General features: G+C 71.9%; 6 protein-coding genes and 1 pseudogene. 1 reads left to right on the forward strand and 6 read right to left on the reverse strand.

What is annotated here, in order from left to right:
• From ABD211_RS13305 to ABD211_RS13330, 6 genes and pseudogenes are all read right to left on the reverse strand, one after another.
• Window positions 1-455 (reverse strand): annotated as a pseudogene (locus tag ABD211_RS13305) (hypothetical protein); the annotation flags it as partial.
• On the reverse strand, window positions 455-1012 hold the full coding sequence (gene frr / locus ABD211_RS13310) for a ribosome recycling factor (RefSeq protein ID WP_344130180.1): 558 nt from the start codon (window positions 1010-1012) through the stop codon (window positions 455-457). The gene frr and the pseudogene ABD211_RS13305, both read right to left, overlap by 1 nt.
• A 56-nt stretch (window positions 1013-1068) precedes the next feature.
• Window positions 1069-1833, reverse strand: a complete 765-nt coding sequence (gene pyrH / locus ABD211_RS13315) for a UMP kinase (RefSeq protein ID WP_425560403.1) — start codon at window positions 1831-1833, stop codon at window positions 1069-1071.
• Window positions 1834-1973: 140 nt separating this feature from the next.
• Complete coding sequence (gene tsf / locus ABD211_RS13320; RefSeq protein WP_344130183.1) at window positions 1974-2804, reverse strand: translation elongation factor Ts; 831 nt, start codon at window positions 2802-2804, stop codon at window positions 1974-1976.
• Window positions 2805-2981: 177 nt separating this feature from the next.
• The gene (gene rpsB / locus ABD211_RS13325; RefSeq protein WP_344130186.1) at window positions 2982-3818 is read right to left on the reverse strand and encodes a 30S ribosomal protein S2; all 837 of its coding nucleotides are present in this window, start codon (window positions 3816-3818) and stop codon (window positions 2982-2984) included.
• 228 nt (window positions 3819-4046) lie between these two features.
• Entirely contained in the window at window positions 4047-4898 is an 852-nt protein-coding gene (locus tag ABD211_RS13330) for a hypothetical protein (RefSeq protein ID WP_344130188.1), read from the reverse strand.
• Between the two features lie 126 nt (window positions 4899-5024).
• Here ABD211_RS13330 and ABD211_RS13335 point away from each other — a divergent pair.
• Window positions 5025-5648: DUF2332 family protein (locus ABD211_RS13335; protein WP_344130191.1), on the forward strand; the 624-nt coding region annotated here is incomplete at its 3' end.

The following is a 5648-nucleotide window of genomic DNA, read 5'->3' on the forward strand; positions in this document are numbered from 1 at the left end:
GCGGGCGCGCCCCGGCCACGCCGGTCGCCGGTGGGCCCACCGGAGCTGGGGAACGCCGCGCCGGGGCCACCCGAGACGGGCCGCCCGGACCCCGACCCGCCGCTCACCGGCGAGCCGGGCGCGGCGGTGTCGGCCCACACCTCGGACCAGCCGCCCGTGGACCCGTAGCCCGGGGAGCCGTAGTCGGGGTACGACGAACCGTGGTCCGGCTGGCTGTGGCTTCCGGAGGACGGGCCGCCGGAGCCGTACGTGTCCGGGCGCCACTCATCCGTCGGGGTCGGCGCACCGTACGCGGACGTGTCCGGGCTCAGGTTGCCGTAGTCGTCCTCGGCGTAGCGGTAGACGGGACGGGACTGCGCTCGACCGTCCGCCGACTGGGCCGGCCACTCCGGCGGGGCCGGCTGGCCGGCCCAGGTCGGGCGGTCGTCGTATTCGGCGGGATCGAGGTGTGACATCAGACCTCGAGCAGCTCGGCTTCCTTGTGCTTGAGGATCTCGTCGATGTGGGCGACGTACCGGTGGGTGAGGTCGTCGAGCTCCTTCTCGGCGCGACGCCCCTCGTCCTCGCCGGCCTCGCCGTCCTTGACGATCCGGTCGAGCTCCTCCTTGGCCTTGCGCCGCACGTTGCGGATCGCGACCTTCGAGTCCTCGCCCTTGCCGCGCGCCACCTTGATCATCTCGCGGCGGCGCTCCTCGGTCATCGGCGGCAGCACCAGACGGATCTGGTTGCCCTCGTTGTTGGGGTTGACCCCGAGGTCCGAGTCGCGCAGCGCCTTCTCGATGCCCTTGAGCTGCGACGGGTCGTGCGCCTTGATGATCACCATGCGCGGCTCGGGGATGGCGATGGTCGCCATCTGCGGCAGCGGCGTCAGCGCACCGTAGTAGTCGATCATGATGCGGCCGAACATCGCCGGCGTGGCACGGCCCGTGCGGATGGTCGCGAACTCTTCCTTCGCGAACTCGACCGCACGCTCCATCTTCTCTTCAGCCTCGAAGAGTGTCTCCTCGATCACCTGATCCGTCGCCTCCTTCGGCCCCGTGCCCGCCTACGTCTCGTTAACCGGCCAACTTACGCTGTGATCAATGTGCCGATCTTCTCACCGCTGACCGCGCGGATGATCGTGTCATCGCCCTCGGCGCCGAAAACCAGCATGGGCAGCTTGTTCTCGTTGCACAGGCTGAACGCCGCCGCGTCCACCACCCGCAAGCCCTGCCGCAGCGCCTCGCCGAACGTGTACGAGTCCAGCTTGCGGGCCGTCGGGTCGGTGCGCGGATCGGCCGTGTAGACCCCGTCCACGCCGTTCTTGCTCATCAGCACCACGTCGGCGTGGATCTCCAGCGCGCGCTGGGCGGAGACCGTGTCGGTGGAGAAGTAGGGCATGCCGGCGCCCGCGCCGAAGATGACCACGCGCCCCTTCTCCAGGTGCCGGATCGCCCGCCGGGGGATGTACGGCTCGGCGACCTGGGCCATCGAGATCGCGGTCTGCACCCGCGTGTCGATGTCCTCCTTCTCCAGGAAGTCCTGCAGGGCGAGGCAGTTCATCACGGTGGCCAGCATGCCCATGTAGTCGGCGCGCGGCCGGTCCATGCCCCGGCGCTGCAGCTCGGCGCCGCGGAAGAAGTTGCCGCCGCCGACGACGACCGCGACCTGGACGCCGCGCCGCACGACCGTGGCGATCTGCCGGGCGATCGACTGGACCACGTCCGGGTCGACGCCGATGGCCCCGCCGCCGAACACCTCGCCGGAGAGCTTCAGCACCACCCGCCGCGGCCGCAGCCCACCTCCAGCCGACGTCGCCGTCGCCGGGGTCGCCTCAGTCACCGTGTCCGTCATTCGCCAGCTCCCTCGCGCCGTAACCAGTCTGGTCGCCCCGCCTGCCGTCCCGTTACCGGGTACGACGAGGGGGCCGCCGTGCGTACCATCCCACACTGACGACCCCCTATCACGCGCCGCCTGCCGGCGGCACTAACAAATCAGGCTTGACCGACCTCGAAGCGGACGAACTTCGTGACCTCGATGCCCGCCTCGCTGATGACCTGCTTCACCGTCTTCTTGTTGTCCGTGACGGAGGCCTGCTCGACCAGGACGAAGTCCTTGAAGAAGCCGTTCAGGCGGCCGTCGACGATGCGCGCGAGCGCGGCCTCGGGCTTGCCCTCCTCGCGGGCGGTCTGCTCGGCGATGCGGCGCTCGGACTCGATGACGTCGGCCGGCACCTCCTCGCGGGTCAGGTACTTCGGGCGCATGGCCGCGATCTGCATCGCGATGCCGCGCGCGTCGGCGTCGCCGGCCTCGTCGGTCTTGCCCGTGTACGCCACCGCGACGCCCACCTGCGCCGGCAGGTCGGGGCTCTTGCGGTGCATGTAGACGGCGATGGTGCCGTCCAGGGTCGCGAGCCGGTTCACGACGATCTTCTCGCCGATCTTGGCAGCGGCGGCCTCGAGCGCGTCGGCCACCGAGCGGCCGTCGGCCAGCGTCGAGGTGAGCAGCGACGCGACGTCGGCCGGGCGGGTGGCGTCGACGTGCGCGACCAGGCTCTGGCCCAGCTCGACGAAGTCGGCGGACTTGGCCACGAAGTCGGTCTCGCAGTTGAGCTCCAGCAGCGCGGTGCCGGCGTGCGCGACGAGGCCGTTCGCGGTGGTGCGGCCGGCCCGCTTGCCCACGTCCTTGGCGCCCTTGATGCGCAGCAGCTCGACGGCCTTGTCGAAGTCGCCGTCCGACTCCTCCAGCGCCTTCTTGCTGTCCATCATCCCGGCGCCCGTAAGGTCGCGGAGCTTCTTGACGTCTGCGGCGGTGATGTTCGCCATGTTCTCTCTCGCTCGTCTTCCGGCGGCCGGAACCTCTCCGGCCGGAGAGCTTGGTCGGCCGGTCGTCCGGCCAGGACTGCACTGTGCCCGCCTCTGAAAAGACGGAAGATCATTTAGTACGGGCCGGAGCCCGGCGTTCCGGCCGGCCGTCAACGCGGCGGCCGGCCGGATCGCGGATCAGCTCTCGGCAGGGGCCTCGGCGGCGGCGGCGGGCGCCTCGCCGGCCGGCTGCAGCAGCTCGCGCTCCCACTCGGCCAGCGGCTCGTCGCTCGCGACGGCGCCCGGCTCCGGCTTGGCCTCGGCGGCACCGCCCCGCAGCGCCTTGCCCGAGCGGGCGATGAGGCCCTCGGCCACGGCGTCGGCGACCACGCGGGTCAGCAGCGCGGCCGACCGGATCGCGTCGTCGTTGCCCGGGATCGGGAAGTCGACCTCGTCCGGGTCGCAGTTCGTGTCCAGCACCGCGATGACCGGGATGCCCAGCTTGCGGGACTCGTCGACGGCGATGTGCTCCTTCTTGGTGTCGACGATCCACACCGCGGCGGGGAGCTTCTGCATGTCCCGCAGACCACCGAGGGTCTTGGTCAGCTTCTCCTTCTCGCGGGACAGCTGCAGGGTCTCCTTCTTGGTGTAACCCTGGGCCGCGCCGGTCAGCTCGATCGACTCGAGCTCCTTCATGCGCTGCAGCCGCTTGTGCACCGTCTGGAAGTTGGTGAGCATGCCGCCCAGCCAGCGGTGGTTCACGTACGGCATGCCGACGCGCGAGGCCTGCTCGGAGATCGCCTCCTGGGCCTGCTTCTTGGTGCCGACGAAGAGGATCGACCCGCCCTCGGCGACGGTGTTCTTGATGTAGTCGAACGCCTTGTCGATGTAGTCCAGCGTCTGGCGCAGGTCGATGATGTAGATGCCGTTGCGCTCGGTGAAGATGAAGCGCTTCATCTTCGGGTTCCAGCGACGGGTCTGGTGCCCGAAGTGAACGCCGCTCTCGAGCAACTGGCGCATGGTGACAACAGCCATGGGGTCTCCCACTGTGTGCGGGCGCCTGCCCGCGTCCTGGTTTGCCGCGCGCGGCCGGGTGGCCGTGCGCCCTGGCGCCCGGTCGCCGGCCACGGTGAGCCCGATCACGGATCGGGACCAGGAGGGCCGCCGCCTCACGAAACGCGAGGAGGGCGCGCGAGGTCGACCACACGTGGTGGTCGCCACCGGCCAGTGTACGGCAGTGGGGCGGAGCGCCCGAATCCGGCTCTAGTTGACGGCCAGCGCCGCACCCAGCAGGAGGATGAGGCCGACCAGCAGATACGCCAGCGGCGGCTTGGCCCAGAGCCGGAAACCGACCGTCTCGGCGCCGTGCGCCGCCCCCGTCACCAGGGCATAGAGCCCGAGCACGAGCAGCGGCAGCGAGGCCAGCGCCAGGACGCCGGCGATCACCCCGCCGAACAGGAACGTCGGCCCGAACGCCGCGATCATGAAGCCGCGGAAGAACAGCAGCCCGGCCACCACGGCGACGGTGCTCAGCCCGATCGCGACGGCGGGCCGGCGGGCGCGGTAGACCCCGTTGGAGACGGGCCGGGCCGGCGCCCCGACGGGCGCGACGTCGCTGGAGACGAACTCGTGCGGGGCGGTCAGGTCCGCCGGCGGGCGTCCCGGGGTGGCGGGCTGCGCCGCGCCGTAGTCGGGGCCGGGCTGGGCGGGGATGTGCGTGCCGTAGCCGGGCGGGGCGGCGGGCGAAGCGGGGCCCACCGGCGGCGTCAGCCCGGGCGGCGGCGGCCCGGCCGGCACGCCGGTGATCGGGCCGGAGCCCGAGGAGTACGTCGCGGAGCGGGCGGCGCTGGTGGCCTGGTTCGCGATGGCCTGCGCGGCATGGAGGCGGGCCGCCTCCTCCGGTGTGAACAGCGGCGACCCGGTCTGCTCGGGGGCGGCGCGGCGGCCCCGCGTCGGCGTGGGGTACGACCCGGAGGTGTCGCGCGGGTAGGAGCCCGACCCGTCGCGGGGCGGGGCGGCGAACTCGTCCGGCTCGTCGTACCGGCGCGCGCCGGTGGCGCCCGGGTACCAACGGTTGTTGTCACTGTCGTCCGAGTAGCTACGCCGTCCGTCCACGGCCCGACGTTAAGCGACCGGGCGACATCTCGCCACACCCGGGTCAATATTGCCTTCTTTCAATGCCATCGGCACATGTGACGCCAACCACTGCGCGACCGCCGATGTCCGGCGCACGCTCACCGGATGTCCCCCGAGCTGACGGCCGTGGCGAACGTCTTCGCCGAGTACGCCCGCGACGACTTCGCCGACGCGTCGCCGCGCTACGTCACGCTGTCGCGGGCCTGCGCGGACCGGCCCGGGCTGGGCGCCGCCCTGCTGGCCGCCCCGGTCACCCAGCGCCGCCCGCTGCTGTTCTTCGCCGCGGTGCAGTACCTGCTGCGCACCGCCGCGCAGGGCCACCCGCTCGCGCGCTACCTGCCCGTACTCGGTGGGGAAAGAACCGACGACGGCATCGTCGCCGCGCTCGCTGATCTCGTGGACGGACATCGCGACGCCCTGGCGGAGCTCTGCGCCACCCGCACGACCCAGACCAACGAGGCGGCGCGGGCCGCCTACCTGTGGCCGGCGCTCGGGACGCTCGCCGGGGCGTTCGAGGGGCGGCCGCTGCACCTCATCGAGGTCGGGACGTCCGCGGGGCTGCTGTTGCTGCCCGACCGCTACGCCTACCGCTACCCCGGGGAGTACGGCCGACCGGACGCCCCCGAGCCGCTCGTCATGCGGTGCGAGCTGCGGCCTGCGTACGCGGCGTCCTTCGCCGACGCGGCCGGCGCGACCGTGCGCATCGCCGGCCGGGTCGGGGTCGACCTG

The sequence above is a fragment of the Luedemannella flava genome, assembly GCF_039528515.1.
GTDB classification, from domain to species: domain Bacteria; phylum Actinomycetota; class Actinomycetes; order Mycobacteriales; family Micromonosporaceae; genus Luedemannella; species Luedemannella flava.